Origin of the sequence: Colwellia sp. RSH04, assembly GCF_003545765.1 — a bacterium.
Classification (GTDB): domain Bacteria; phylum Pseudomonadota; class Gammaproteobacteria; order Enterobacterales; family Alteromonadaceae; genus Colwellia.
In genome coordinates, this window is sequence record NZ_QXIO01000001.1 from 208,151 (window position 1) to 234,684 (window position 26,534).

21 protein-coding genes are annotated in these 26,534 nt (G+C 36.5%); 5 read left to right on the forward strand and 16 right to left on the reverse strand.

Translation table 11 applies throughout. From position 1 onward, the window contains the following. Positions 1–36 precede the first annotated feature (36 nt). From nagA to D1094_RS00880, 3 genes are all read right to left on the reverse strand, one after another. Positions 37–1,167 carry an N-acetylglucosamine-6-phosphate deacetylase gene (nagA, locus tag D1094_RS00870; RefSeq protein WP_118958193.1) on the reverse strand — a complete coding sequence of 377 codons (1,131 nt, stop codon included), beginning with the start codon at positions 1,165–1,167 and terminating at the stop codon, positions 37–39. Positions 1,168–1,250: 83 nt separating this feature from the next. Continuing rightward, a complete protein-coding gene (gene nagK, locus D1094_RS00875) occupies positions 1,251–2,156 on the reverse strand; it encodes an N-acetylglucosamine kinase (RefSeq protein ID WP_118958194.1) in 906 nt (301 codons plus the stop codon). Positions 2,157–2,379: 223 nt separating this feature from the next. Continuing rightward, entirely contained in the window at positions 2,380–5,067 is a 2,688-nt protein-coding gene (locus tag D1094_RS00880; protein ID WP_118958673.1) for a family 20 glycosylhydrolase, read from the reverse strand. Between the two features lie 293 nt (positions 5,068–5,360). Between D1094_RS00880 and D1094_RS00885 the strand changes: the two genes are divergently transcribed. Next, entirely contained in the window at positions 5,361–6,065 is a 705-nt protein-coding gene (locus D1094_RS00885) for a SapC family protein (protein ID WP_118958195.1), read from the forward strand. A 317-nt stretch (positions 6,066–6,382) separates the two neighbouring features. Here D1094_RS00885 and D1094_RS00890 read toward each other — a convergent pair whose 3' ends face one another. The 3 genes from D1094_RS00890 to pgi all read right to left on the reverse strand — a co-directional run bounded on the left by D1094_RS00890 (position 6,383) and on the right by pgi (position 12,734). Continuing rightward, the gene (locus tag D1094_RS00890) at positions 6,383–7,897 is read right to left on the reverse strand and encodes a tryptophan halogenase family protein (RefSeq protein ID WP_118958196.1); all 1,515 of its coding nucleotides are present in this window, start codon (positions 7,895–7,897) and stop codon (positions 6,383–6,385) included. A 102-nt stretch (positions 7,898–7,999) separates the two neighbouring features. Next, the gene (locus D1094_RS00895) at positions 8,000–10,657 is read right to left on the reverse strand and encodes a TonB-dependent receptor (protein ID WP_118958197.1); all 2,658 of its coding nucleotides are present in this window, start codon (positions 10,655–10,657) and stop codon (positions 8,000–8,002) included. A 436-nt stretch (positions 10,658–11,093) separates the two neighbouring features. Beyond that, positions 11,094–12,734, reverse strand: coding sequence for a glucose-6-phosphate isomerase (pgi, locus tag D1094_RS00900; RefSeq protein ID WP_118958198.1), 1,641 nt, complete (start codon positions 12,732–12,734; stop codon positions 11,094–11,096). Between the two features lie 371 nt (positions 12,735–13,105). Here pgi and D1094_RS00905 point away from each other — a divergent pair, with 371 nt between their 5' ends. Next, a complete protein-coding gene (locus D1094_RS00905; protein WP_118958199.1) occupies positions 13,106–14,131 on the forward strand; it encodes a LacI family DNA-binding transcriptional regulator in 1,026 nt (341 codons plus the stop codon). Positions 14,132–14,170: 39 nt separating this feature from the next. Here D1094_RS00905 and D1094_RS18570 read toward each other — a convergent pair whose 3' ends face one another. The 3 genes from D1094_RS18570 to D1094_RS00915 all read right to left on the reverse strand — a co-directional run bounded on the left by D1094_RS18570 (position 14,171) and on the right by D1094_RS00915 (position 15,544). Next, positions 14,171–14,344 (reverse strand): hypothetical protein, encoded by a 174-nt coding sequence (locus D1094_RS18570; protein ID WP_182440060.1) that lies wholly within the window; start codon positions 14,342–14,344, stop codon positions 14,171–14,173. A 103-nt stretch (positions 14,345–14,447) separates the two neighbouring features. After that, complete coding sequence (gene rraB, locus D1094_RS00910; protein ID WP_118958200.1) at positions 14,448–14,795, reverse strand: ribonuclease E inhibitor RraB; 348 nt, start codon at positions 14,793–14,795, stop codon at positions 14,448–14,450. A 26-nt stretch (positions 14,796–14,821) separates the two neighbouring features. Further along, positions 14,822–15,544, reverse strand: coding sequence for a 1-acylglycerol-3-phosphate O-acyltransferase (locus D1094_RS00915; protein ID WP_118958201.1), 723 nt, complete (start codon positions 15,542–15,544; stop codon positions 14,822–14,824). Between the two features lie 297 nt (positions 15,545–15,841). Between D1094_RS00915 and D1094_RS00920 the strand changes: the two genes are divergently transcribed. Beyond that, positions 15,842–16,378 carry a hypothetical protein gene (locus D1094_RS00920; RefSeq protein ID WP_147361039.1) on the forward strand — a complete coding sequence of 179 codons (537 nt, stop codon included), beginning with the start codon at positions 15,842–15,844 and terminating at the stop codon, positions 16,376–16,378. A 9-nt stretch (positions 16,379–16,387) separates the two neighbouring features. On the opposite strand, the gene D1094_RS00925 is transcribed toward D1094_RS00920, so the two are convergent. The 7 genes from D1094_RS00925 to D1094_RS00955 all read right to left on the reverse strand — a co-directional run bounded on the left by D1094_RS00925 (position 16,388) and on the right by D1094_RS00955 (position 24,168). Continuing rightward, a complete protein-coding gene (locus tag D1094_RS00925; RefSeq protein ID WP_118958203.1) occupies positions 16,388–17,134 on the reverse strand; it encodes a response regulator transcription factor in 747 nt (248 codons plus the stop codon). A gap of 228 nt (positions 17,135–17,362) precedes the next feature. Continuing rightward, entirely contained in the window at positions 17,363–18,436 is a 1,074-nt protein-coding gene (locus tag D1094_RS00930; protein WP_118958204.1) for an ABC transporter ATP-binding protein, read from the reverse strand. Further along, complete coding sequence (locus D1094_RS00935; protein WP_259337778.1) at positions 18,436–19,980, reverse strand: iron ABC transporter permease; 1,545 nt, start codon at positions 19,978–19,980, stop codon at positions 18,436–18,438. Before D1094_RS00935 ends, D1094_RS00930 begins: the two co-directional genes overlap by 1 nt. Positions 19,981–20,057: 77 nt before the next feature. After that, a complete protein-coding gene (locus D1094_RS00940) occupies positions 20,058–21,056 on the reverse strand; it encodes an extracellular solute-binding protein (RefSeq protein WP_118958206.1) in 999 nt (332 codons plus the stop codon). Positions 21,057–21,168: 112 nt separating this feature from the next. Then, positions 21,169–22,038 (reverse strand): sulfite exporter TauE/SafE family protein, encoded by an 870-nt coding sequence (locus tag D1094_RS00945; RefSeq protein ID WP_118958207.1) that lies wholly within the window; start codon positions 22,036–22,038, stop codon positions 21,169–21,171. 8 nt (positions 22,039–22,046) lie between these two features. Then, positions 22,047–22,550, reverse strand: a complete 504-nt coding sequence (locus D1094_RS00950) for a YcxB family protein (protein WP_118958208.1) — start codon at positions 22,548–22,550, stop codon at positions 22,047–22,049. A gap of 160 nt (positions 22,551–22,710) precedes the next feature. Beyond that, entirely contained in the window at positions 22,711–24,168 is a 1,458-nt protein-coding gene (locus D1094_RS00955) for an HDOD domain-containing protein (protein ID WP_118958209.1), read from the reverse strand. Positions 24,169–24,704: 536 nt separating this feature from the next. Between D1094_RS00955 and nagB the strand changes: the two genes are divergently transcribed. Continuing rightward, complete coding sequence (gene nagB / locus D1094_RS00960) at positions 24,705–25,511, forward strand: glucosamine-6-phosphate deaminase (RefSeq protein WP_118958210.1); 807 nt, start codon at positions 24,705–24,707, stop codon at positions 25,509–25,511. Positions 25,512–25,927: 416 nt separating this feature from the next. Then, positions 25,928–26,368 carry a hypothetical protein gene (locus D1094_RS00965; RefSeq protein ID WP_118958211.1) on the forward strand — a complete coding sequence of 147 codons (441 nt, stop codon included), beginning with the start codon at positions 25,928–25,930 and terminating at the stop codon, positions 26,366–26,368. The last annotated feature ends 166 nt before the right edge of the window (positions 26,369–26,534 follow it).

Here is a 26,534-nt window from a genome sequence, read left to right on the forward strand (position 1 = left end):
TTAATGTAAAATTTTATTTTTATTGTTCTTGCGTATTTAAATTTTTTCGCCGCTAATCCAAGTTTCTTTCACAGTTAAATCTGTATTGAGAATCACCATATCGGCCTGCATCCCCACACAAAGCTTACCTCGCGGCATTTCTGTATTTTGATAAAGATATTGTGCTGGGTAAACACTCCCCATACGGATTGATTCTTCTAACGATAGACCTAATTTTTGATGGGCATTTTTTACTGCGCTTGCCATATCTAAAGACGAGCCTGCTAACTCACCGGTTGTTGAGGTTAACTTACCATTTTCAAGGTAAACGGTTCGATCATACAGAGCAAATTCTGTTTGATCTGTACCCACAGGTGGCATCGCATCTGTTACTAAAAATACTTGCCCTTGCGGTTTCGTTTTAATGGCTAATTGGCAACTTGCATAATCAACATGATGGCCATCAACAATGAGCCCACAACTGGTTTTATCGTTAAGTAATGCACTACCAACAACACCGGGCTCTCGGCCTTGCAATGGCGACATTGCATTAAATAAATGAGTAAAGCCCGTAGCACCAGCCGTTATTGCTTTTTCAGTTGTTTCATAATCAGCATTGGTATGGCCTAAACAAACTAGAATACCTAAAGAGACCATTTTTTCTATCTCTGCAACGGAAACAGTTTCAGGCGCAAGTGTTACAACAATTTGACCAATATCTTTACGAGACAATACTTGCCATTCAGCCTCTGAAATTGGTCTGATATACTCAGCACAATGAGTCCCTTTTTTAGCAACAGATAAATGAGGCCCTTCAAAATGAACGCCAACGATACCAGACACTTTATTAGCTATAGCCTTTGAGATTACTTCTGCAGCTTGAGCCATCACTGACACTTCATCAGTAATTAAGGTTGGCAACATCGCTGTTGTGCCATATTTAGCATGAGCTAACATCATGGTATTCAGTTTTTCTACTGTAGGTGAGTCATTAAACAATACACCACCGCCACCATTAACTTGTAAATCAATATAACCAGGAGCAACAAGCTCTGTTGATACAACATCAACATTGCTAATATCTTGATCTATTTTAATAATCTTGCCATTGTCTATGGTTAACACTTGATCAGTATGAAGTTGTTCACCGTCAAACAATTGATGCGCATGAAAGCGTAATGAAGTCATCTTGAATCCTAAAAGTAGTGTGCCTTAACTGCGGTAAATTCCACACTACATCATTTAAATTACTTTGCTAATTACTTTGCTAATTATTTTGTTGAAAGTTTATAAAGTGACTTTCGTGCAAACAGTACCGCCCCCACCTCAGGTGGACTTTGAGGCTCAGCTAGCTGTACTTTAATCTCTTGTGCTAACCATGGCTTTAATCGTGGCGTTAATCCGCCAATCATTGAAATACGTGGCGGCTGTTTCGCTAATAAAGTACGAGCAATACTATTAATATATTCAGCACCTTCTTCAACAATACTCAACGCAACTTTATCGCCTTGTTCAGCAGCATCAAAGACTAAATTAGCTAACTGTGCATAGTATGTTGCCACTTTACCAGCAATAGCTTCTACTAATTCAGTGTCGTCTTTACACTGTAATTTTTTTAATAAAACATCATTCATTATTGAGGGTGCAACAACACCATCAAGAGATAACAGTACTTGCTTTGCGGCTTGAAGACCAAACCAAGCACCACTACCTTTATCACCATGAGGGAAGCCATGAGCACCAATAATAAATTGTTCATCATCAATACATGAAAATCCGCATGAACCCGTGCCTGAAATCATAACTGCACCGTCGTTTCCTTGATGCGCACCTAGACAGGCGATGAGTAAATCCGTAGCTAAAAACATCTGCTTAAATGGATGTTCCCATGCCGTCATTTTATCGAACAACACCGGTAAATTAACCCCAGCTAGACCAACACCTGCAACTAAGTCACTTAAAGGCATGTCTGACATACCAGCATCTGCGAGTGCTAATATAGCTGATTCAGTAATAGAGTGAGTTGCTTGTTCAAAACCATGCAGCGGATTACCAGGCCCAGAAATCCCTGTACCTAGTATTTCATTATCTTTATTCATTACAATAGCTTTACACTTACTGCCACCACCATCGATGCCTAAAAATAACTCACTTTTATTGTCACTGCTTGTCAGCATAACGACCTCATTTAAACGGTTTTAAATCTATCAACTTTGGTTTGGCATAAATTTCATATGCTTTCAAAGCTTATTACTATTGAATTGAATTCATCTTATCGATAAATGACAGCGTTGTCATTTGTTTTTTTAACAATTCTAAACATTTTTATTTTTTTCGACTCAACATCATCAATTAATGGCGATTAACTACTGGCTAAATCGCCACTTTTAAAGCTCTTTCCTATCGATTTTCTGCGGTAACATCTACGATTCTACTGCGACGCTGACCATTAACACTGACACTTCTAACTCTAACCTTTCCTTTTACTGCTACTGGCTTTTGATACGTTAACCATTGGCCGTCACCGTCACGATACTCAATTGATAAACCAGGAAAAGCAACATTAGCATAGAGCTTTCCTGTTTTAATTATTGCCCCAACGGTAGGTAAGCGATAATCAATACCTTCCTGCTCAAGCTTGGCAAACTCTTTCTGAGCTAATGTTGTGGCAAATAAGCGCCATTCTTCATCTCGTGCTTGTTGTTTGGCTTTAGTAAAAAAGTTGGTCTGTTGACTGTATTTAGCTCCCTTATAATTATAAGGAACAGCCCAGTCGGCTAGATGCCACGCTCGCTCTGCTAACGCTAATAATCGAGGAAAGACTTTATGCTCAACCATATTATCGCTACGAGTATTTTCACTCCAAAGTTGTCCTTGAATACCTAAAAAGCTGGTACCACTTTTCATCGGTATTTTGCTGTCGTCCGCTTGATAAGGCTTATCTTCTCTATCTAACCAAAACTCGGCATGCACAGGTAAGTTATCTGGCATGAATTGAAAAACTTTCTCAGTGTTGGTGTGACGAGACGCCCAATAATAACCATGTTCTTTAGGGTCAGCTTCATAAGGGAAATCAAAATAGAGTGCATCAGGGCTAGAAATCACCACTTGCCAATCTCTATTGACTAGTGTGTGAACTTTATCATGACCATTCCAAAACAAAGCATCCCACGCATTTGCTTGAACAATCGCAGGCATTTTTTCTTTGCGGGTATGCTCCATACCATCACTCCAGCCTGCGGTTTCAATATCTAAATCTGATAAGATACCCGCTACACGTTCAATAAAATAGGCACCTAGCTCCTTCATGTCAGTAATACCTTTATCATTATTAGCAATGAAGGCTTTACACGCAGGAGAGTCTATCCAGGCACCTGCCGTTTCATCCGCACCAATATGATAACGAGTTAATGGCTGGCCTGCGTTAGCATGCAATGCTTTTACCTGTGACATGACTTCCACGACAAAATCATACGAAGACTCTAAACAAACATTTATAGTATTGTCTGAATAAAATTGTACTGATGAATATTTTGTTGTGTCATTAAAATCGTCAAGTAGGAACTGCTTTGCTTTAACGTCATCTTCACTTTTTTGATATTTTTTAAAACGCGCTGTCATCGCTTTAACCGAAGAACGCGAATGACCTGGCATATCTAATGATGGGATCACTTGTATATGACGCGCTGTAGCCGCTTGCAATATTTCTTGATAATCGGCAACCGTGTAGTAGCCATTCACGTCACTTTCAGGGTCAACACCTGCGCCAAGTTGAGGCATTAAACATGTTTGCTCTTGTGTATCAAAGCATCGTTTACTACCAATATCGGTTAATTCTGGCAAGCTTGGTATTTCAAGACGCCAACCTTCATCATCCCCTAAATGTAAATGCAGTTTATTTAACTTATAAGCCGCCATTTGATCTAACAGGCTCAAGATAAACTCCTTTGAATGAAAGTTTCTTGCGACATCAACCAACATGCCACGAAAGCTATAATGCGGCTCATCAATAACATTAACCAGCGGAATGGTATTACTACCGACAGTTATTAATGCCGCTAATGATTGTAAGCCATTAAAAACCCCATTAGCATCAACACCGACAATCCGTATTTCATTTGAAGTAACTGATAATTGGTAGCTACCAATAGCTTTATTTTCATCTTCAATAACAGATAGCTTTAATGGCAAAGCAGACTTATCTGAGCCAATATTCACCGATAATTGCACTAAGCGCGAAAGGGCAGCGTCTACCTCTGATTGGTTAACATTGTTTAAAGAAAGGTTTAACCCTTTACTGATATCAACAACGCCATCATCGGCATCAAATGTTACAATTTTAGGCGTAGGGATAATCTTTTGTGATACTTCTTTGACTGAAACAGGCTTACCCGCTGAAAACATTGCTTCATTTCGTTTATATAAATCAGCGCTATTTAACCATGTTGTTTTATCACTCACTGTTCTTTTAAATTGTGTCTCTTCATTGGTAAATGCCACAACATGAGGTAACACTTCTAAGCCACTGTCTTTATCAATAAATGCTTTGGTGCTGTCTATCACTTTAGCAATAGTGTTTGGCGCTTCAACAATATAATTTGGCATTGGATCAGATTCAGATAAAGACCAAAACATTGCTCTAAAAAGTAATGTTTTGCTCTCACCTTTACTAAAACCTGCGTAATCACTTTGCAATGTAATTTGATGCATATCACCATTAATATGCTTAACGGCTAGCTCATCACTTTCAAATGATTGAATGGGTGCTATTTGGCTGAAATAGATGCTCCAATCTTTAGCATTAATTGCTTTTGTTGCGGTAAACGTTAGCTCCACTTCAAAACAGGCACCGTCAGCAACTTTTTCATCACACTTATCGGTAGGAATATTAGTAACAACGCGATAGCTAACATCTAAATGCTTTGCAATAGCATCAATATCATTTTGGTTAGCGGGGTGTAACGCAATTAACGCCGTTTCTTCTTGCACTAACTCCTTAGTAATAACGTCACTATTTTGCTCAGGCTGATTACAACCACTTAAACAAAGAGTCGCTAAAACCGATAACGCTAAAAAACTTTTTTTCATTTGAAAACCCATAGAGACAACTTCTATATTTTGATTGATTAAATGATTAATATTTATTTTACTATACCCATAATCCACAATTTTGACAGCGCTGTCAAAATTAAATAACATAACCATCAATATTAGTTAATAGTCTACTTAAAATTGTGCTATAACATGCTAATTAATACCAAGTGAATTAATGAGTTGGTATCGTTTTTTAACTAGGACATGTTGAATAATCAAGACTCACCTGACTTAAAAAAGTTATCGAGAATGAGCAATATATCCTCCCAAATGAGTAGTAAGACCTTATGAGTAACATTGTTCCTTTGCATAATGAAGTACACAAAAATCTTAGCGTAAGTACACCGACAGACTTTAGTCGCTTTAAAGACCAACACCTGATACCGGTTGTTGTGCAAGAGTTTTCAGCGATGGCAAGTGAGTTTCCAATTGTCTTCGTTAAAAATGGCGATACAAATCAGTTTTTACCTGTAGCAATGATGGGCCTATCTGAAGGAGTCAATTTATATTGTCAGCAAAAAGAATTTGAGAGCGCCGTTTTACCGATGAATTTTCAAAACGCTCCTTTTTCATTAGCTAAACAAAATAAAGATAGTGAAGACGTGGCTATTTGTATTGATACAGAGAGCGCTTTAATCACTGAAAAAGGTCATGCTTTATTTGATGAAAATGGTGAGCAAACAGACTTTCTTAAACAGCGTTCTCAATTTTTAATTGATATGATTAGCTTTAGCCAACAGACAATGGCGATTACACAACTTTTTAACGAAAAAGGACTGCTTACTACTCAGCAACTCACTGTTAAAATAGCAGATAAGCCACTCACTATTAATGGCTTATATATGATTGATGAGAAGAAGTTAAACGAATTAACAACAGAAGACTTTAATGAACTTCGCACCAAAGGTTTATTACCGTTGATCTATGCGCAGTTAACGTCTCTACATCAAATTAACCGATTAGCGCATAAGCAAGCAAACTTTTCTCACTAAGACTTATTAATACTTCTGCTTTCAAAAGCTTTACAACGCCATGTTGTAAAGCTTATATCAAATTAAGACCAGCACGCCCTAAGTAAAACTAAATAACCTCAGTTCGGGATAATAAATAGCGCCCTAGCAGCTATTTCTCCTTACTTCTGTGTTAAATCCATAAACAATAGAGTAACTATTCTTAATGAATTTGCCTTGAAGTAAGAGAAACTATCAAGCTAGTGAGTTACTACAAACACAAGTCTCACATTTTCAAACGGTTAACCTATCTCTTAACCCGAGCTGAGGTTAAATATTATGTTGCGAATTAATGTTTATCATTCAGACATAGCGGCTTTTAACGCCATTAACCACTCTTTATGATTAAGTAAAATATTCGCAGCTTGTTTTACTAATTGATCATTTTGTTCGAGTAATTGTTCACTGTGACGTTGTTCTTTTTCAGACGTTATTGCTTTTTGAGTGTTAAAGTTCATGCCATAGAGAACATACAAAAAATTCTTCTCGTTGAATAAATCAAAACGACTAAAGAAATCTGACTGCAATGGCGGTCTTAATTTAAACTTATTGAGGCGCTGTTTTAATTCAGCTGATAATGCGTCTTTGTCGCTATTTTGTTGCCAAAACTCGCTATCATCTCTATCAGATAAGCAATAATGTAATTTGATAAAATCAACGGTTCTTTCCCACGCATAGGTGACAACTTTATTATAATATTGATACGAACAATCAATATCTGAGAATGTTCTTGGAAAGTTCTTAGCTAACATCTCTGCGGAAAAATCAGAGAGTAAAATAGATGTCGCTTCAAGGGGTTCTAGAAAACCTTGGGCTAATCCAAGCGCGACACAATTTTTTTGCCAAAATGACTCTCTATAACCAATATCCATTGGTATTTTTCTCGGTGAAAAGTCTTTTTCATTTACACCTAAATACTTTGCATAACACGCTTTAGCTTCTGTCTCTGACATATGCTGACTTGAATAAACAAAGCCGGTGCCACGTCGAGTTGTTAGTGGTATATCCCAAACCCAACCAGCCTTATGTGCTGTAGCCGTTGTGTACGGGTTTAATGCTTCACTTTCTGAGATAGGCACTTGTTGAACAAGCACTGTGTCGGTTAGTAACTCTTTATCTTTTTTAACGAAAGGAACCGATAATTCTTTTTCAATCAGCACTGACGAAAAGCCACTACAATCGATATAAAAGTCAAACGCGAGTTCTGAATCTTCATCTGTGAGTAAATGCGTGATATTGCCAGCACTGTCTTTTTTCGCGCCCAAAATTGTGGCAATAACATGATTGACATTAAATTTTTTTATTGCGTTATTTGCCAGTAACTTGGCAAATTTTGCGGCATCAAAGTGATATGCATAAGCAAGATCTCCTTGATACTCAGCCGAACTTTTTCGTTTCGGAGCCAGTCCAAGTTCACAAATTCTTGCTTGTATCCCTACATCATCAAAAGGTCTGCTTGTTTCAAGGTTTGACATATGTCGACTTATATCGAATCCTGCTGGATAGGGTGAATCAAAGGGATGATAATAGAAATGTTCCTTTTCTTGCTCTGGCTTCATCCAGTTAACAAATTTAATGCCTTGTTTAAAAGTCGCATCGCACGATATTAATAACTCTGCTTCTGATATGCCAAACCGCTCTAACCCTTTCATTATATATGGTACTGTTCCCTCTCCTACCCCTATTGTCGGTACTTTATCTGACTCTATGACCGTAATTTGAATATCTTCATGTTGTAATTCACTACCCAAGTGATTAGCCGCTAGCCAGCCTGCTGTTCCTGCACCAACAATAGCTATTTTCTTAATTTTCATCACAACCTCTCAAAGCGAATAAATTTCACATACTTAACAGTAAGCTTAAAACAGATAAAAAAAAACCCAGTATTAACTGGGTTTTTCCATCAAAATTGATTATTAGAAGTTAAAACTAACACCAAGTTTGTATGTTGTTTCACCACTAAATGACCACGTTGGGTAACCATCTTGTAAAGCGGGTTTAACATCAGTACCCGTTGCTGCAGCACCGTATTGAATATCATCTTCACCCGTTAAGTTAACTACTTCTAACTTAACAAGAATGTTATCAGTAGCATTCCAACCTACAGTTACATCTAATGTACCAAAGTCATCATGCATACGGTTACCATAGTACTTACCATATTCACGAACCATGTACTCTGAACGCCAGTTATAAGCCGCACGCGCTGAGAAATCATCATTTTCCCAGTAACCAACTAAGTTAGCTGTGTGGTCTGAAGATTCAGTAAATGAACCAATAGCATCAGTATAAACAGAAGCTGGTGCTTTACCGTCTGAGAACGTGTAGTTAGCATTCACACCAAAACCGTTATCCCAAGCGTGATTGATTTGTAATTCAATACCATCGATTGTACCGCCACCAGCATTTTCATATTGGTGAATTGTCCAGTCATCAACATTGCCCTCAGGGTCAATATCTAAATTTGGTACACCAATTTGTTGGTTAAACTCAGTGCTAGCAACAATGAAATTACTAATATCTTTAACAAAGTATGTCGCTGATACTAAGTTACCGTCACCATAGTAGTATTCTAAGCTTAAGTCAGCTTGTGAAGACTTCATTGGTAATAAACCCGGTGAACCATAAGTAATTTCTTCATTACCTTGGCGATCATCTGGGTAACCAGAGATAGCAGACAAGAATAAGTTATCATAGCTTGGACGTGTAATTGCTTGTGCAGCAGAGAAGCGCATAATAATGTCTTGTGATAAATCAAACGCTACGTTAAAGCTTGGTAATACATCATTGTAACTTTCACTTTTGCTAATAACCTCTTCACTCCAACCAGCATTAGCTGCTAAGTCGTCTGCAGGAGAGTTATCAATTTCATGACCACTTGAGGTTACATCAGTGTAGATATAACGTAAACCAAAGTTACCACGGAAACCATCACCTTCAAACGTAAACATACCGTATAATGAGAAGTTGTCTTCTTCAATTAAACCATAGCCTGGGCGATTATATGTAAAGTGGTCAACTAAACCTAATGTACCATTAATCATAGCATCTAGGTTTGCTTTTGGAATTGTGTATTCTGCAGCACCTAACTTCATTGTACCTGAGTATAAATCGGTAGAGTTAAATGAATTTGGCGCATCCGAATAAATGGCATTGTAGAAAGATTTTTGGAAATCATGGCTTGTAAAACGAACACCTGTTTCAAACTTAGTAATAGCACCTAAGTCCATGTCAAAGTCTACGTCTAACTGTACATACGATTCTTCATCAGAGTTAGGACCTTGAACACCTGTCCATTGTGAAGTACCCACTGTAGTATCTAGCTGATCACGCGTAAAGCTCATGTCACGACCATTGATGTCGATCTGCTTACCTGTTGCATCAACTTTACCAGCCCACTTAACTTGATTGAAGTTATCACCCCACCAGCCATAACCAAAGTTTGCACTCATTTGAGTACCACCTTCAGCAGAAGTATTACCCGCTACAGCTGAAATAGCATAACCGTCACCTTCATAATTAACGTTGAATTCAAACGTTTCAGAAGTCATTTCACCTTTACGTGCCCAGTTTTGGAAGAAAACATCTGTAGGTGCATTTTCTGGTGTATCACTGATAGTACAAACGCCTGACGTATTGAACTGTTGACAATTAGACTCGCCAGCACCCCAGTTAGTGTCAGTATTAATATACATATTAGCACCGATACTATCAGCGCCAAGTTCTAAAGATAAAACATGGAAACCAAATTCTAAGTCTTCAGTTGGACGATATTGGAACGTTGCATCTAATGCAGTACGTTCTTGATTTTGTAAAAAGCTTGAAGGCTGAATAGAAGAACGACCACCCCAATCTAAATCAGACTCAGTACCAACACGTAAATACTCACGATCTACGTATGAACCCGCTAATAAAACACCAAACGTTTCAGAGTCATTTTTCCAGCTATATAAGCCTGAGAATTCAGGTGATACTGTTTCATTAATTGAACCGTACTCGCCTTTTATGCCAGCGTATACAGTGTTTGCATCCATGTCTAATGGCTTGCGAGTTTTAACGATTACTGTACCACCGATACCACCTTCTACAAGATTAGCTTGGCTTGATTTGTATACTTCCATGCCACCAATTAATTCAGACGGTAACATCGAGTAGTTGAATGAACGGTCAATGTTTAATTGATCGTACCAACCTGTAGAAGCTACATTTTGTCCGTTTAACGTTGTTAACGTCATAACAGGATCGGTACCACGGATTGAAACCGATGCACCTTGACCAAATGAACGACCAACAGTAACACCTGGAATACGTCCTAATGCTTGACCAACATCTGAATCAGGGAACTGACCAATGTCTTCTGCTGAAACAGCATCAACAACTGCATCGTTAAAACGCTTAGCATTTACACTAGCACGGTTAGAGCCACGAATACCTGTAACTTGAATAACTTCTACTTCGTCTTTGTTTACTTCAGCATTAGCTTCATCAGCTGCGATAGCCTGAGATGATGCGCCAGCTAAGATCATAGCAATTGAGCTTGCTAACATACCTTTCTTAAATGTTTTTGATGACATCGACTTTCCCTTACACACGTTTTGTTTTTTTAAAATATTTCTAATAACTAAGTATAATAATTTCTGGGCTTTTAGACAACGCTGTCATTTTACATGACAGCGTTGTCATAAAACACTTAAAACCATACAGATTATTTTTACCTTTGGCTAGATTAAATTAACAAAAAATTGTATCAATCTTAACAATATATATATATAAGACTGATTATATTGACTTTTTATTCTACATTTTTTTGTTGTCACTTTTTAAATTCACACAAAACACAAGCATATTTAGCACAATAAAAGAACAAAATTGCTTGATTTATGTATATTTATTCAGTTTAAAATAATATATTTTCAACAGTAAAGTTCTGTTTACATAAAAAAGCCCTGTTATTTTTACATAACAGGGCTTTTTTGATTATCTTGAAAGTATTCAATACTCAAGAAACATTTATTTAGCTGATTGATAAAAACGCATTAAGCTAGCGGTCGAACAATCATGGCGATCTGAGATATTGTTTTCTTCGAGCTCTTGTTGAATATCCGCCGCTAGCCCTTTACCTAATTCTACTCCCCATTGATCAAATGAACATATTTGTAAAATAATTCCTTGAACAAATATTTTATGCTCATAAGCTGCTATAAGACTGCCGAGTGTTTTAGGGTCTATACGTTTCAATAAAATCGTATTCGTTGGCCTATTGCCTTTGTGAACTTTATGCGGCGCAACTTTATCAATATAATCATCGGTGCGACCTTTTGCTTTGAGATCAGCCCGTACCTGTTGCTCATCAACTCCAGCCATCAATGCTTGTGTTTGGGCAAAGAAGTTAGACATCAAGGTTTCATGGTGGCCTTGTACAGGTGTTACACTTTCAACTGAGCCAATAAAATCAGCCGGCACAACATTATTACTTTGATGCAAGTATTGATAAAAAGCATGTTGCCCATTAATTCCTAACTCCCCCCAAATAGAGGGCACGGTGGCATAATCAACATCATCACCTTGCCAGGTTACCGATTTACCATTACTTTCCATTTCTGCTTGTTGTAGGTATGCGGTTAACATATGCAGCGTTTGATCATAAGGCAAAATAGCTTGAGATTGCGAACCTAAGAATGTGGTATTCCAGACACTAATTAGTGCCATAATTGCTGGCATATTCTCTTTTAACGGTTTATTAATAAAGTGCTGATCCATATCATGAGCGCCTTGAAGTAATTCTTCAAACTTCTCAAAACCTAAATCTAAAGCAACAGCTAAGCCAATCGCCGACCACAGAGAAAAGCGACCGCCGACCCAGTCCCACATATCAAAAATATTATCTTCTTCGATACCAAAACCCATGGCATTTTCTTTATTGGCTGTAACGGCAACAAAGTGTTTAGCCACAGAGGATTCATCAAAAGATGAACTTGTTAACCACTTTATAGCGGTACGAGCATTGGTCATGGTTTCTGTGGTAGTGAATGTTTTACTTGAAACGATAAATAACACTTTTTCAGGATCAAGCGGACGCAATATTTCAACAATTTGTGCGCCATCAACATTTGAAACATAATGAACATTAACGCTATTATCACTGTAGTGTTTTAAAGCTTCTGTTACCATTTGAGGGCCTAAATTTGAGCCACCTACACCAATATTGACAATATCTTTTATACGTTTACCAGAGTAGCCTTTCCAGTGCCCTTCCCTGACGCGATTTACAAAGCCTTCCATTTTAACTAATTGCTGCTGAACATGATCAGTAATATTTTCACCATCTAAAATTAATGGTTCATCACTTTGTCGACGCAAAGCAGTATGCAGAACAGCCCTATCTTCTGTTTTATTTATTTTTTCACCAGAAAACATTTTTTCACGCCATTCGCATACTTGTGTTTCTTCTGCAAGAGCTAGCAATGCCTCTATGGTTTCTGTATCAATTAAGTTTTTAGAATAATCTAAAAGCATATTGGGTAACTCAATAGAGAACTTATTGAAACGATCACTATCTTGTGCAAATAGTGTATTCATATGCTGAGACTTTTTCACTTGTGCAAGTTGTTGTAATTTTTTCCAACTTGCTAAGGTTTGACGTGCTGTCATCATAATTCCTGTTAATTCATAAGTTCGTTTACTAGATCGTGTTTTTCTTGTTTAACTAATTCAATAAAGGTCTACACGCCTTAGGTACCGAGCAAATACTCAATTGAACCATTATGCCATAAGGTTATTTTTATGTTACCCTATTAAAAAATGACAGCGCTGTCAATCAGTATTAGTGTTCAATTGTACTTAAATAAGTATAATAAAATACGATTTTTTATATAATCCAGCTATTAGTGATTGCTGCTTTGTTCAAGAAACACTAACCTAGGGCGTGTTTATCTTTGTTTTATAATTCAACAAAGGTTACGCCCTAATACCTATAAAAACAGTATACAAAGAATAATACAGATAAAGGTTTTACATAATTCATGAAAGCGACCATTAATGACGTAGCAAAACATGCTGGCGTGTCGATAAAAACCGTTTCAAGAGTCATAAATAACGAACCATCAGTTCGTCAAATTACTCGAGATAAGGTACAAGATGCGGTAAGTGAATTAAACTACCAACCAAACCTTTCAGCACGTAATTTAGCGGGAACTAAATCTTATAGCATTGCTTATGTTTATGACAATCCAAACGCTTACTATATCATTGATATGCAAGAAGGTATTTTATCTGCTTGTAAAGAGCAAGGGTTTGAGTTGCTGATACACCCGTGTGATTCAAAAAAAGAAAATATTACTGAAGAAATTACCAGTATGCTTAAACATTCTCGTACTGCAGGATTAGTGTTAACGCCACCTTTTTCTGAAATGCCCGATTTCGTTAATAGCATGCTAGCACTTGATGTAAAAGTCGTTCGTATTATGTCAGGCGATGAAGCACCCGATCAACTAACACCTTGTGTTATGGTTAACGACAGAGAAGCCGCACAAACAATTACGCAACACCTAATAGATAATGGACATAAAAAAATTGGCTTTATTGCTGGTGATGCTGAGCATATGTCAACAATTGAACGTTATAAAGGTTATCGACGTGCACTAAAGGCAAACGATATTGAATTTGACAAGCAATTAGTTATTGAAGGTGATTACTCCTTTGAATCAGGAGTTCAAGGTGCCAAGAAACTGATGTCTAATAACACCACCCAAGATAGCTTACCTACAGCAATTTTTTCATGTAATGACGAAATTGCCGCTGGAGCGTTATTTGCTGCTAGGCTAATGGATATCTCTATTCCTGAGCAGTTATCTATTGTTGGATTTGAGAACAGTCCTTTCTCAAGACAAACTTGGCCGAAACTAACAACAGCAGATCAACCAAATGCCGAGATTGCACAAGATGCTGCAAGTTTACTTATTGCACAAATAAGAAAACAAGAAAACAAAATAACCTTAAGCCAATACATCCCACAATTGGTAGTAAGAGATTCTACGGCAGAACATTGATAATACAAAAAAGCTAACAAAATTTGTTAGCTTTTTTGGCTATTGTCGGTGGAAAGTTTCTTTAGGGTTAAATGTTTCGTCTATTTCTTTCATGCGCTTCAAATGATTCTTATGCGCGCTTCTAACAAGAAAAATAAACACAGCAACTATAAAAACAATAGCGATAATCAATACGAAAGGTTCTTGCAAAAAAGCACTAATCAGCCAATCCATGGTATTAATTCCTTTTAATTATGTAAAAAAATAAGATATTTATGCGTTAATAACTATTCTAATGGTAAATTAAAATATTTTATTGTGCAATTATTCTTCAAAATTATTCTTCGAAGTATGTGCCCCAGCCATCGTAATCTACATTACATTCTTTGGCTAGTTCGAACATTTTTTTAGTTTCTGCTTTTATTAAGTCAATATCTAACATTTGCTCAGTGATAATATCAAAAGCGAAAACCCTTGCACCATTTTCGAGTTCAGCCTCTTCAGGCTCTTCAACATCTAAACCAAGTTTAAAAGCCGTAATAGCTGCCTTTTCAAGCAACTCAAAATTAGCACTAGCAAAATGATGCTCAATAGTATGATAAACCTCATCATTGGTACCATCTTCAAGCAACTCAGTAATTAAATTGTCACAATGGCTCATCCATTGTTGTAACTCTTCTGTCATTTTCTTACCTATAATTAAATTTACTGTTAACTAGAAGCTTCAGCTTCGTTGGTTAATTGGTCTATTTTAGATTTCATAAGCGAATGAATTTCATCTGCTTTTTTACGTATACCTTCTCGACTATTATCTTCAATTCTCATCGCAGGTAGAAACTCTATAATAACTTTACCATTATTCCAGCGGTTTAAATCTATTGTTTTATGTTGATTACTAGCACAAATAGGGACTAAAGGAACATTCGCTTGGGCAGCCGTTCTAAAAGCTCCTGTCTTAAAAGGTAATAATCCTCTACCATTACTTCGAGTGCCTTCAGGAAACAACCAAATAGATAGCTTTTTCGATTTAATCTTCTCTGCCGTCATTTCGATAGTGCCCATTGCTTTACTGGTATTATTTCTATCGATCAAAATATTACCAGTAAGCCAATACATCTGCCCAAAAAAGGGAATCCATTTTAAACTCTTTTTACCCACACTAACCGTCCCCGGCTCAACAGCATGACTGACAGTAAAAATATCATAGTTATTTTGGTGATTAGCAAGAAATACCACTGGTATGTTTTTTTCATCAAAAGCAGATTTTCTTACCTCAACGGTTAAACCAATAATTAGGCTCAGCTTACTTAAAGCTGTTGCAGCATAGTGCACATTATCTCTGTGAAAAGGCCTGAGTAAGCAAAAGCAACAAAATGCGATGCTAATAATAACGATGGCAAGAGCTAAAATAATAAGACGAACTAATGCTAACAAAAAAATCTCCAAAAGATCTGACAACACGCATTGAAAGGCGAGTATACAGAAAAATAACTTAATAGGGTAAAGCTATTCGTTAATTTTGCAGTAATATCGCTGCTTTTGTTGTGTTAATTGTGCAGTATAAAAATAGTCCGTATTTTCAATATATTAATATTTATATGAAAATTATTGTGATCTAAACACACATTATATCTGTAATAAGGGATATTTTAGCTATAGTTAAAGCTATAGTTAAAGCTATAGTTAATTAGGCAAAATAAAAATAATTAGGCACCTTATATTGGGAATAACATGAGAATACTGCTCGTAACAATATTGATTACTATGTCTGGTCACGCTCTTTCGCTTGACTACTCTTTAGTAGAGAACGAGAAAGCATTAATAGCTCAATCGCTAATTATTGAACAACAACTATTCAATCAACAAAGTAATGTTAAATTTGGCAATATAGAACTGGAAACCAGCTATCAAAACTTAAATGACATTGAGCTTCAGTCTGCCATCACTCCTACAGAAACTCTAGACAACTATTCCTTCCTAGGTCAATTAACTTTGCATAACAGTAAACAGTTAAGTATTAAGATGACAGCAAACTTTACTGAAAGAAATGAAGTTACAGCTAATATACCAGTAAACAATATTTCAGCACATATCCAAAATCAACAAAAAAGCCACCATTTAGGCTTAATAGGAAGCTATGCATTGACTTCTTCTTGGCAACTTTCAGGTGGCGTCTTGCAATCAGTACCAACAAATGCGAGTAAAGCAATAGATCAAAACAATACAATTAATAGTATTGCTTTGATCAGTACGAGTTATTCTTTTTAACGTGGTTTGCTAATCAAGATTTAACATATAACCTTGACCCCACACCGTTTCAATATGTAAGTTATTTAAAGCTTTAAGAGATAACTTTTCTCGAAGTTGTGACATTCTTACATCAACCGTTCGCTCTACACCATTATACTCTCTACCTAAAAGTCGAGCATAAATCATATCGCGAGATAAAATATTACCTACATTTTGCATTAATAGCTTAAGCAAATTGAATTCAAAACCACTTAATTTCACTCTACTATTATTAACTATGCATTGCTGTGACTTGGGCTGTATGGTTAATGCGCCAATAGTTAATGCCCCCATATCATCAAGCATAATCCTTTCTTTATTACGTCGACTTAATGCATTTATTTTAGCCGTAAAAATAGTTGCTGATATTGGTTTTCTTACATAATCATCAATACCAAGATTAAATGCTTGTAATTGTTCTTCTTCATCATCTTTTAATGTAAGAACAATTAACGGTCCAGAGTAAAAACTTCTTAGATCTTTTATGATCGATAACCGCTTAGACTCAAGTGCGTCTAAATCAATAATAATCATTTGTGGTGCAGCATCAATGACTAAGTCTTTGTAATGGGGAGTGACATTGCTATGAACCAGTTCCACATTTGCCAAATTATTTTTAACTAAATGTAATAAATAGGAGCCATTTTCAATTAACATAACTCTGTCTTCATTGAGTGTTGGGGTTAAACCATGGTCTTTATATTCAGTCTTAAAAAAGTTAGTGCTTATTACCATAACAACTCTCCTTACTATATATCATCAGTAACTTTTAACGCCACTGACTACCTTCGATTTTGTTTCTCATTAAATAGTAAGGTATAGAGGACTATCACATTGTAATAGCTTGTAACGATTAAGTAACACTTAGTAAGTGACTGTTTTATATAAGCTGTATTAGGAGTGTTTATTTATGACAATAAAATAAGTACAAGTTCGTCCTACTTAAAACAAGGTAAAAATTATTTATTGTGAAAATATTAATAAAGGATGAGGCTTCACCTGAAGTGCTACTTTCTCTTTAATATTCAACATTCTTTGGCTATATAGGCTCACGTTACTTTGCTTTCTAGTATTATCATCAATACTAGAAAGCTGATAATGATAACCTTGCTCAGTAACACTGATATGCTCTACACAAGCATTAACAGTTAAGCTTTCATTTATTTGAAGGTATTGCGGTTTTATTAATAACACTAAATTAGCATTCGAAACATTACTTACTCGTCGAGTAATGTACTCAAGCTCTGAATCAGTTAAATTTAGGGAGCCAAATGGTGTACTTAACTCATTGCGATTTAATTTACAGGTTAACCAAGTTCCTAATTGCAAAAAATCAGCGACTAGCCAACTGTTTGGCTTTTGACAAATAGCGACTGGAGAGTCTAGCTGTAGTATTTTACCTTCTGCCATCACCGCCATTTTATCGGCAAAGGTAAATACTTCATCTTTATTATGGGTGACAAAAATAGCAGTTATATTGAGTTTTTTTAACAACTGCCTAATTTCAAGCATAAGCTCTGTTCTTAAACGTGCATCGATATTAGAAAAAGGCTCATCAAGCAATAATACTTTGGGTTGTGGCGCTAATGCTCTAGCGATAGCCACTCGTTGCTGTTGACCACCCGAAAGCTGATGAATATATTTATCTTTATGATCTGAAAGCTTTAGCAAAGTTAATAAGTTATCAATACGTAATGATTGTTCTGAAGCAGAATACTCCCGAATACCAAAAGCAATGTTTTGCGTAACAGATAAATGAGGGAATAAAGCATAATCTTGAAAAATCATCCCTACCTGACGCTCTTGTGCAGGCACCATCAATTCACCATCGTTAATAATACGATTATCTAATTGAATAACACCATCAGTTAGTTTCGCAAAGCCCGCAATGGCATTGAGCAACGTTGTTTTACCACAACCACTTGCACCAACAAGCCCTAAAATTTCGCCAGCACATAAATGTAAATCGAGTTGCTGTAAAATATGTTTATCTTGTAACTTCACCGAAAGTTGGTTTATTTCAAGCAAGGTTGTCATTAATGTTCTCTTTTTCTGTTAAGTAGAATAATGGGCAGTAAACCAAATAGCACAATTAATATTGCACCTAGCGCACCTTGCTCGAGCATTTCATCTGAAATCAACTGGTAAATCTGACTACTCAAGGTTTCAAAGTTAAAGGGTCTTAATAACAAGACAGCTGATAACTCTTTCATTGATTCAACAAAAACCAATAACCAAGCAATCAAAATAGTGGGCTTTAATATAGGTAAATGAACACGAGTCACTGTTTTAATTAATCCCATGCCTAAAGTCGCTGGTGCATAATCAAGCGATTGTGGAATTTGTTTAATGCCACTAGCGATTGTACCGTTAGCAATCGCTGAAAACCTTACAACAAAAGCAAAAATCATCGCAAAGATAGTACCAGACATAATTAAGCCTGGCTGCTGCCAAGCAAAAAACTCTGCTATATCATTTAACCAGTGATCAAGAGGAGCAAAAGTAGCTAGCATTGCCATGGCAAGAACCGTGCCTGGTATAGCGTAACCAAAGCCTGAAATTTGTTGTGGTAAATGGCTGAATTTGTTGCCATGAAGCCTCTGATAAAACCCTAGTATTAAGGCAATAAAAACAGCGACGGTTGCCGCAATAACTGACACTTTAATACTGTTTATGCCTGTTTCGAGCAAGTTTGCTAATTGCTCAGCATTACTGTATTCAACAGCCATGGAAATTAATAAAGCGAAGGGTAATAAAAAGCCTAAGATAACTAATAACCAACAGAAAACAGATGCCGCTATTTGCTGTAAAAAAGAAAGTTGAATCAATTCTTTGTGCATATTAGGTCGGGAACTTTGATGGCGAAGCCCTGCTCGACCTCGTTGCTCCACTACAATAACACATAGTACTAAAAGCATTAGAACACTGGCTAAAGCATTTGCAGCAGCCATGTCACCGTACCCCAGCCAAGTATCAAATATAGCAGTAGTTAACGTATTTACTGAAAAATACTGTACCGTAGCAAAATCAGCTAAAGTTTCCATTAACACTAAGCTAGCAGAGACAGCAATAGCAGGTCTTGCTAATGGCAAAGCAACATTAAAAAATGTTTGCTTTGCATTGAGTCCCAATAAACGAGCTGCACGCATTAAGCTTTGATCTTGTTGTTCAAAAGCGCCCCGAGTAAGCATATATATATAAGGATACAAAACCAAAGCAAGCATTACTGCAGCACCTGACAAAGTTCTTAAATCAAAGAACCAATACTCTGTGGGGCTTTGCCAATCAAACCATAATCTTAAATTGCGCTGAACAGGGCCTGCATAATCAAATAAATCGGTGTAAAGGTATGCCACTAAGTACGCTGGCATCGCTAAAGGAAGTAAAAGCAGCCAACGTAATTGTTGCTTAAATAAAAGATTCGTTTGACTTATAAGTGCAGCACTTACCACGCCAAAAATTAATGAAAGTAAAACGACAAAAACACCAAGTAATATGGTGTTTTGTAAATAATCAGGTAGTACCGTTTGCCATAAATGACCAAATAATTGGGTCGATGCATCTATGCCATCTACTAACATTATCAGCACTGGTATCATCATTACCAGTGCGATTAAATAACTAAGAAATGTCCATTTTCTTTGATTATAGAGTGCTATCACAAATCAAATTTTGCTTTATCTAATAAAATCAGCGCTGCTTTACGGTTTTTAGCAATTTCTTCAAGGGGTAAGTCATCGGCTTTAAATTGTCCCCATGATGCTACGATATCTGACACAGGTACACCTTTACGTACAGGGTATTCCATATTAGTTTGCGCATAAAGAGCTTGCGCAGGCTTTGAAATCAAATATTCCATTAATTTTTTAGCATTGGCTTGATTAGGTGCATATTTTGCCATTGCAACACCTGAAATATTGACATGTGAGCCACGATTATTTTGGTTAGGGAAATTAATATAGACTTCATCAGCCCAAACTTTTTGTTTATCATCGGTAAGCATTTTACCAAAATAATAGCTATTACCTAACGAAATATCACATAAGTTTTGATGTATCGCTTGTACTTGGCCCCTATCATTACCTTGTGGTTTTCTTGCTAAGTTTTGCTTAAATTTCTTTAACCAATCTAAAGTATATTCTTCACCATGCTCACTGATCATTGAAGCAATTAATCCCACGGTATATGGATGCTTACCACTGCGAGTACAAACAAGACCACGGTACTTGTCATCAGCTAAATCTTCATAATTAAAATCAATGTTACCAAGACGCTTAGCAGAATAAATATTACGAACACGAGTAGTCAACGCAAACCAAGTATTATCATTGGCTTGATATTGTGCTGGAATTGCTTCTTTTAAAACAGCTGAATTAACAGCCTGCACTAAGTCCTTCTCTCTCAACTCTACTAAACGGCTAATATCAGTAGTTAACAAAACATCTGCGGGGCTATACTTCCCTTCTCTAGCTAAACGCTCAGCCATGCCTTTTTTAGCAAAAACAACATTCACTTTAATACCTGTTTGCTTAGTGAATTGGTCAAATAATGGTTTCACTAAAAAGGGTTGGCGATAAGAGTAGACATTGACTTCTGATGATGCTGAAGACAAAAAACTAGTAACTAATAGTAAGCCTACAATAATGTATTTAAGCATTGAGATTATTCCACAAAAAGTTCTTATATAAGGGAGGCAAATTGTGACAAGCACTAGGCATAGTGTCAAGTCATTTGAGAATAATTCTCATTAATAACTTAATCAATTAGCGCTACGAAATTACACCTGCTAGACCACTAATCAACAACCAGCAGGCAAAGAAGAGTTTAAGTTTTGTCGCCGATAAGTGTGTCACTATGGTTTTAGCAAATATGCCGCCAACTACTGCGGCAGGCCCTGCAAACAATACAACTTGCCAATATATATCTACTTGCAAGTGAAAAATAGCAAACCATACTGAAATAGCAGAAATAATCACAGCACACGCTACTGCCATATTAATATCAAAACGGCGTACTATAAGATAAATCGCGACTATTTCACCAACCCCCACACTTAACCATGCGGTAATTGCTCCCCCAAAAATACCTATTACTAGTAATGCGATATAATCATAAGGCGCTAATTGGCTCCGTTCTTTACTCCCTTTAAAAGAATAAATGGTGATAATAATGAAAAGGCCTAATACTAGCGAAAACCAACTAAAACTAAATGTTAATGAGGCAGGAGAAGGAATAGATAAATACAGCGCTAAACTAATAGTAAGAATAGAAGTAATACTGGTTAACGAAATTATACGTTTAAAGCCTTGCCACAAACGCAAATCTGTTTTTTCAGTATGATAGTGGTGATACCATGTTATTGCGCCTGCAGTCATGCCAAAGCACTGAATTGCAAAACTTGTCGCAACAGACTCTACTTCAGTAAAGTTTAACTGATTAAACATAGGGATAAAAATCACCCCGCCACCAGCACCTGTAGAATTGGCAAAAATAGCGCCAACAACGCCTAACAATGTAAAATGTACATAACCAATTAATACTTGCCAGCTAAAGCTTGAGCTTAAAATAAGCCCAACCCACGTACTAATAAAAAGCAAAATAAATAGCGGGTTAGCCAATAACGACTTATTTTGATTCATTCTGACAATTATTCAGCTGCGACAAAACCTGCTTGTGACTTAATTAAAGCTTGAGCTTCAACTGACAAACTAGCTCGAGAAAGGTAACTTTTACTGATATTTTTTCCGACAGAAAAGAAAATAACATAGCCTAATTCTGTTTCTTTTATTTGATTAACATCGTGCCAGAGAATTTTACGTTTATCATAAAACGATTCTGTTAAAACACCTTTATCATCAATAGTTATCGTGACTTCACTGTTAGACGCTTTACTGAGCATTTGCCTAAATACCCACCAAGGTTGATGATAATAAATACTTAAAGACTCCAATAAACCTAATGAAATAACAAACCAAGCTGCATAACCATTAACAGGTGTAAAGAGCAAAATAAATAAGCCAAATACTGTTAAAACATTTGCTTTAAAGTACGTTTTCCGATTGTGCTCGACAGTAGTCGATTGCGTATAACACTCAGTGAAATGCGCTTTATCTAGAGTAAAAGACGAAGTGTACGAATGCGTTTCAGCCATAACAACCAATACAATATTAAAGTTCTATTTGAATGCAGGCATATTAACAGAACAGATTAAGTAAAGTAACAACAAATACCCTAGGGCATGTTGGCCTTTTAAGTATGAATTTTATACCTATTGAATATGATAAATTTAAGGCGTAGCGATTAGATTGTTGTTATTTCATCATAACCATTGTTAAGCACATGTTTAAATGTTCAATTAGCGCACAAAATTGTCGGTAATCTTCACTGGCTATTTCTGAGTCTTGTTCAAGGAATTGACCACAAATTACACCAATAACTTTACCTGAAATTTTAATGGGTGCTATAGCCATAGCCCCGTTATTCATAAAATTCGCAACTTCAGCGGTAATAAGATCGCGCCAGTGTTCATGCTTCATATCATTCACTAATGCGGGCTGCTTTGCTTTTATAACCTTAGCCAATACATTGTCACTTAACGTTAAATTAATCTTCACTTTAAATGGATCTTTATTACCTTGAGCATCAACAACAAAGCGAGATTTCACTGCTGATTTATTATCCACCAGCATCAAAAATGAGCTACGTTCAAAAGCAAAAACTTTGCTTATATCAACCAATGCCAACTGTAAATACTCATTAAAATCATGGCTTGAATTGACTAACTGAGTCAGTTGCATAAAAGCATTCAGTAACTCTTTTTCCTTGGTAACCACATGATTTTTTTGGTGAGATGCTAAATTCGAAGAAAACATTTTACCACTAGGGAGCGTTTTTATGCGCTCTGAAAGCACTTCTGCTCCATAAGATGATAATAACTTGCAAGAAATTTCACGAGTATGCTCTATTCTCGCTTTAAGCTGCCTCACTGAAATATTCATTATTTTCGATATTTCAGCTAATAATTCATTGAAACTCTCTTCATCATCACCGGGTGATGCAATAATGCTACTTAGTTGATCGGCAAAATAGATAATCCTTACTTCATCTGTTCTATTCTGTGGTTGATCTAACGCCTTCACTAGAATATCACTCAAATGCCATGTTAAAGCCAACCCTTTACTTAAGTCATTAAACGTTGTGCCAATATTAGCTTGGCAATATTCATTAAATGCTTTGGGCGTAAGGTGATCTTGCGCTGCTAATTTAGATGCATCTTCACCACCAATACTCCAGAAAGCAGTTTCACCAATTCGATACAACATAGCAGCAAGATAAACTTCTTCTTGAAGCTCATCGCTATAAGCTGGCACCATCATTTTAGCTAACATCCCTGCATAAAATGAGTTTGCCATAGACTGGGTTAATTCATTATAAACATGAATATCTAAACTTTTGCTAGCAAGTAAGCTGTCGACCAACTTTGCAGTTAAGCATATATTCTTAACAGACTGAATACCTAAAACAACTGTCGCACGTGAAACTGTCGTCACTTTATTAACACCTAAATGTTGAATACCGTTTGCTATTTTGAGTAAACACGAGGATAACGCTTGATCATGAAGAATTGCTTTACTTAATTTAGGTAATGATGATTTATCATCATTAGAAAATTTATCTAATAACTGTGCAGTAGAAGTAATCGCGGGTAACTCGCTATGAGCAATTAACTCCACCCATTGCTGAGTACTTTTTTTATCTTTAGCAAACATATGTTACTTCAATTAACTACAATTTTTATTAAAGGGGCTAGTCGTAATCCCATCATGCCTTGATACATGTTCATTGTCGACTAAGTACTTCAAGTGTAGCCTTTAATGATTAAATTAACCTTTTAAAATTGAAATAGCCTAAAGAGTGTTACCCTTTGTTTAATCATTCAGCTCAGAGTCCCCCTTTTGGCGCAGAATAAAAAGATTTTAGTCTCAGCCCTTGGGCGTACTCAAACCATTTTTACTGTTTTACACATCAATATATGAAGCGACCACACGACGTAAATTCTTCCGTGTTTAAATGATTATTGAACTGCAGCAAAAACATATGCTGTAAACGCAACATACTCTAATTTTACAATGAATTAGTAAAAAAGTTATCAAAAACACTCTACCAACAAATGACAACGCTGTCATATATTGGTAGAGTGTTGCCATAATTGAGTATTTTTCAGTTATAAATAGTTAACCTATAATTTAGTTTCAGTAGTTTACTAGCAATACATAGTGAGCTCTATAAGTATAAAGGAACATGTATGCAAGTTATTATTTTTGATGATGCTCAGCAAGTTGCAAACAATGCTGCTCAATGGGTGGCTGAGTTAATTAATAAAAAATCTAACCCGGTCTTAGGCCTAGCAACCGGTAATACACCTATTAGCCTTTACCAGCAGCTTGTTTTAAAGTATCAATCAGGTGAGATTAGCTTTAAAAATACCACGAGCTTTAACTTAGATGAATACTTAGGTATTGATGAAGATAATAGCCAAAGCTACCGTCACTTCATGAATGAAAATTTATTTAATCATGTTGATATCAACAAGGCCAAAACGTATCTACCCGCTTGCTCGCAGGGGGAAAACCCCAGAGAGCAAGGATTAAGATACGAGCAAATGATAAAAAGCGCTGGCGGTATTGACCTGCAAATTTTGGGTATTGGCGCCAATGGGCATATTGGTTTTAATGAACCAACGTCAAGTCTTGCTTCACGTACCAGAATAAAAACGTTAACGCAGCAAACTCTTTCTGATAATAGTCGTTTATTCCGCGCAGATGAGTTTCAGCCTACATTAGCGATGACCATGGGGATAGCAACAATTCTTGATGCGCGTTATGTACTGCTGATGGCGACAGGTGAGAACAAAGCAAAGGCTGTAAAAGATATGGTAACAGGCTCTTTATCTGCAATGTGCCCTGCCTCTGCGCTTCAAATGCATGAAAACGCCATTGTAGTATTAGATAAAGCTGCTGCCAGCCTACTTGAAGAGCAAGAGTATTATTTATGGGCAAATAAACAAAATAATAAGATTAATCAAGAGTTTGGTTTATATCATAACTATTAGTGCATTAGGGCGTGTTGGCCGTTGTTGATACTTTCAGCAATGAGCTATTTTTGCTTAGATTAGGGGAATTTAAGCTCTCAGCTGAATAATTAAACAAAGATTAACATGCCCCAGTAGCTTCCTTTGATTCAGAGTAACACTCATTAAACTGAATCAAAGGTACGCGTTAAATGTTAGCCAGAAAACCTTCTGTTATTAGCACTTACCCCGAAACAAAATCCCTAAAGATACGTTTAATATGATGCTTTAGCAGAATTAACTCTATCCCTCTTATCTTCAATTACTAACCTTTACATTATCAGCATTGCAATCTCAATTATCTTCATGCTAACCTGTCATCAATTATACAATATACGGTAGATTGAGTTTCATCATAGCGAATAGAGTATTCACAACTTAGTTACAGGAGAATCAAAATGAATAAAAGCACAGTAGCCATAAGCGTCATCGCACTTGTCGCAGTAGGTGCCATAGCATATCAACAATTTCATACCAGCCCTGAGCCTACTCCTAAAGCAACTAAACAAGCAAGTGTATCTGCACCAGTGAGTATGCCTGCACCAAAGAAATTGCTAGACAAAAATAAAGCACCATCACCTCAAAACCTGCGAAATATAGCTGAAACATTATCATCAGATCAACAACAAGTCGCTGCAGCGCCTTCAAAGCATGAACCGCGTAAAACGGTAGTGGCAAGAAATGAAGACAAGGCTAGAGATCATCAAGATCCAAGCAATATAGCACCACCGCACGGTCATGAACATAACCATAGTCATAACTCAGCACCGCAGCCTCCAGGTGTTCCTAATAAGCCATTACCAACTCAAAATTCAATTAATCAACCGCCTAGAGGCTAGAATAAGTTCCTTCACGCTTTCCTCACTTTCTACTTCATACTGATAAGGACGTCAGTACATTACTTCTCTCACCACCTTAAATAAACCACACAAAAACGTATAAAAATTCAATTAAATATAATTTTTATAATAATGAATTAATCCCTGTTTTGTTTAGTAAAAACTA